Origin of the sequence: Planktothricoides sp. SR001, from assembly GCF_001276715.1 — a bacterium.
GTDB classification, from domain to species: Bacteria; Cyanobacteriota; Cyanobacteriia; order Cyanobacteriales; family Laspinemataceae; genus Planktothricoides; species Planktothricoides raciborskii.
This window is the reverse complement of sequence record NZ_LIUQ01000122.1, coordinates 1-3,329: the sequence shown is the minus strand read 5'-3', so window position 1 is coordinate 3,329 and position 3,329 is coordinate 1. Positions and strand designations below refer to the sequence as shown.

Here is a 3,329-nt window from a genome sequence, read left to right as displayed (position 1 = left end):
ATCATTCCTAGAAGCCAAGGCGGAAAGGACGAATACAAAAACCTGCAATTGCTTCACGCTCATTGTCACGATTTAAAGTCAAGATATGACGGGAGCACCCAAGGACATCGGGAGGAAGAACTGCCACTCTGGTAGTCGTACCCATGTAAGGGGCCAACATAGGTAGGAGCCTAGTGCCGTGAAAGTGGCACGCTGGGTTCTGAATGGGAGGTGGGGGGAGTGATTCCCCCATCGACCCCTAATCATCCTGTACCCTATTGTTACAGCCTAGGACTTTGCCAATACTCAAAAAACGGGTGCTTGCTGGTGATCTAGGCATAATAGACTTCTTGCTTTCATTCGTGCAAAGCCGAGTGGCGTTTTTAAGGGGGGTTGGGGGGATCGACCTCGGTATTTTGCACTCGTGTCTAATAAATATACTGTTAATCTAAAGACAGTAGTGAAATCCCGGCAGGTTTGGGAGCCTTTACGGGTAAGTGATTAAAGCAGATAAAAAGGTGCAGTCAACCACCAGTTAGGATAAGAAGAATTGCGACACCGCGATCGCGAGCAAGCAAAGAACAGGGGACAGAGTTACGAGTAAGTCATCGACTTGTAAGATCAAATCGGCGTTTTAATCAGGAAAGCTCTGGCCTTGAGTGAATCATTATGTAATGAGGGAGCGTGAACCGTGAACAACCTTTTTTCTAAGTTACGAGATTTCGTCACCGGCACCCCAGGCGACGAATATGATGAATACTATGATGGAGATGCGGAGGGACAAGGCTATCAAAATTTGTACCCAGAACAACCGCCTGCCCCAGCCGCCCCAGCCGATAATAGCCAGACCCGTAGTAGACTTCGAGACAGAACAGTTAGTGCTGTTGGCATGAGTTCTTCAAATATTGGTATGGGTGGAGCAGATACAGGAATGAATACAAATTTAAAGGGGATGAATAATGTGATTGGAATGCCCGGTGCCGCTAATGGGATCAGCGAAGTTGTGGTAATGGAACCTCGCTCGTTTGAAGAAATGCCTCAAGCCATCCAAGGTTTGCGGGAACGCAAATCTGTGGTGTTGAACCTGACCATGATGGATCCCGACCAAGCCCAAAGAGCCGTCGATTTTATTGCCGGTGGAACTTATGCCCTGGATGGCCACCAAGAAAGAATTGGTGAAAGCATCTTTTTGTTTACACCGAGTTGTGTTCAAGTCAGCACTCAGTCTGGTGTTGTCCATGATGTCCTGCAACATCATATCCGCTCTTCGCGTCAGCCAATAGCGCCGACCGGAAACTGGAATGATGACCAAATGCGGATGGCTTCTCAGTAAGTTTCTCGCTTTCTGCTAGTAAATCTATTCGTAGGGTGGGCAAGATTTTGCCCACCCTACTGTTTTAAAATTATCCATAATTAGCAGAAAGGATTAGAGAAAATTGTCCATAAAATTAGGCATGATTGGCGGTGGGGTAATGGGAGAGGCGCTTTTATCCCGGTTAATCGCCCAAAGCGTCTATGCGCCTCAAGAGGTGATCGTTAGCGATCCCCTACCTCAGCGAAGAGAATATTTAAGTGAAAAATATCAGGTTCAGGTGACATCTGATAATCAGGCTGTCGCCTTGGCAGATCGGGTGCTCTTATTGGCAATTAAGCCCCAAGTATTTGATGCAGTAGTTGCCCAGTTATCTGCCGGTGATGCTAAAGACCAGTTGGTGTTGTCTATTCTCGCCGGGGTGCCTCTGCGGAAATTGGAGGCGGCATTTCCCCAACAGCCTGTGATTCGGGCAATGCCCAATACTCCGGCAACGGTGGGGGCAGGTATTACCGCGATCGCCCCTGGGAAACTGGTTACACCGTCACACTTGCAACAAGGTCAGCAGATTTTGCAAGCAGTGGGGGATGTGGTGGAAGTCCCCGAATCGATGATGGATGCAGTGACGGGGCTTTCCGGTTCTGGCCCTGGTTATGTCGCGATCGCCATTGAAGCCTTAACTGATGGCGGTGTTGCGGCTGGTTTACCAAGGGCGATCGCCGCCAAACTAGCCCTAAACACCGTATTAGGCACCGCGCAACTACTCAAAGAAACGGAAATGCACCCAGCAGAACTCAAAGATCGAGTCACCAGTCCAGGGGGAACCACCATTGCCGGAATTTCTCAACTAGAAAGCGCGGGATTTCGTTCCGCCTTAATTGAAGCCGTCCGCAAAGCCGCCCAAAGAGCCCAAGAACTCGGCAGCTAGAGCCCCAGAAACCGGGGCCACAGAAACCGGGTTTCTTGCGTCAACCCTTGCCACCCACCAACAACGCTCATAGAAACCCGGTTTCTTGTCGGCCGAAGTCCCAGGACCCCAGAAACCGGGTTTCTTGCGTCAACCCTTGCCACCCACCAACAAACATCATAGAAACCCGGTTTCTTGTCCCTGGGGCTAGAAACCTGGAGAGGTTAGAAACCGGGTTTCTATGTAAGGGCCGGTGGGGAGGCCGAGATTTCTTAGAGAAACCCGGTTTCTTGTCCAGGAGTCCAGAAACCGGGTTTCTTTCCTGCTGAATTCAAATTGCCTGACAATTTTTCGGAAACAAACTAATCAAAGTGCGTAAAGCCCTATTCACCGTTTCAGCATCAGGAAAATATTCCCGCACATCTGGATCAAGCATAATTGCTCCATCTTCCAGAGTAAAATATTGAACAATATCCTTGCCATCGGTTTGATGAATGGTCACAGTATGTCCTTGCCGATAGGCTTGGTAATGCTTGCCGCGTATGCCCCCGGTAAAATCATATTCTGGAAGCATTTCATCATCAGTGATATCTGGCTGGTCAAAATTATGATTGTTCATAGATTTTCCTCTCTGTTTTGGTGGCTTTCCGACAACTAATAATCCGAATGTTTGCTTGACGTTCTGTGTAAACTACAACAAGTAACTGACCTTGACTGGACCGACCAATATCAATATAGCGATCTTCATTATCCGAGTGCTGGGAATCAGCGATCGTTATCGATAATGGGTCATTGAAAACGGTTTTTGCTTCCTCAAAACTAATTCCGTGTTTTTTGAGGTTATTTTCGGCTTTTTCTTCATGCCATTCAAACCTCAACTGCATATCATCGCCTCTTGAAAATTGAGAAACCGGGTAATTGACGAAAATCTCGGTTAGGATAGATAAATTATCGCCGAAACCCGGTTTCTTGTCCCCCCAGAAACCCGGTTTCTTTTTTCGGCCCAGAAACCGGGTTTCTTGCGTTAACCCTTGCCACCCACCAACAACTCTCATAGAAACCCGGTTTCTTCTTTGCCGAAGTCAAATGGCCCCAACACCTGAAGCGGTTAGAAACCCGGTTTCTTGTCCC

The 3,329-nt window shown here is 48.2% G+C and carries 6 protein-coding genes; 3 read left to right on the top strand and 3 right to left on the bottom strand.

The genetic code is table 11. The features are described from left to right. From AM228_RS30535 to proC, 3 genes are all read left to right on the top strand, one after another. Nucleotides 1–135, top strand: a 135-nt coding sequence (locus AM228_RS30535) for an HNH endonuclease (RefSeq protein ID WP_197285439.1), incomplete at its 5' end; no start/stop codon positions are given. A 535-nt stretch (nt 136–670) separates the two neighbouring features. Further along, nucleotides 671–1,312, top strand: coding sequence for a cell division protein SepF (locus tag AM228_RS28575; protein ID WP_054470425.1), 642 nt, complete (start codon nt 671–673; stop codon nt 1,310–1,312). Between the two features lie 121 nt (nt 1,313–1,433). After that, nucleotides 1,434–2,219 (top strand): pyrroline-5-carboxylate reductase, encoded by a 786-nt coding sequence (proC, locus tag AM228_RS28570; RefSeq protein ID WP_054470423.1) that lies wholly within the window; start codon nt 1,434–1,436, stop codon nt 2,217–2,219. 310 nt (nt 2,220–2,529) lie between these two features. Here proC and AM228_RS28565 read toward each other — a convergent pair whose 3' ends face one another. The 3 genes from AM228_RS28565 to AM228_RS35845 form a co-directional block, all read right to left on the bottom strand. Next, entirely contained in the window at nt 2,530–2,817 is a 288-nt protein-coding gene (locus AM228_RS28565) for a hypothetical protein (RefSeq protein ID WP_054470420.1), read from the bottom strand. Continuing rightward, nucleotides 2,804–3,082, bottom strand: a complete 279-nt coding sequence (locus tag AM228_RS28560; RefSeq protein WP_054470427.1) for a BrnT family toxin — start codon at nt 3,080–3,082, stop codon at nt 2,804–2,806. Before AM228_RS28560 ends, AM228_RS28565 begins: the two co-directional genes overlap by 14 nt. Before the next feature lie 64 nt (nt 3,083–3,146). Then, on the bottom strand, nt 3,147–3,329 hold a 183-nt coding region (locus AM228_RS35845), incomplete at its 5' end, for a hypothetical protein (RefSeq protein WP_231636984.1).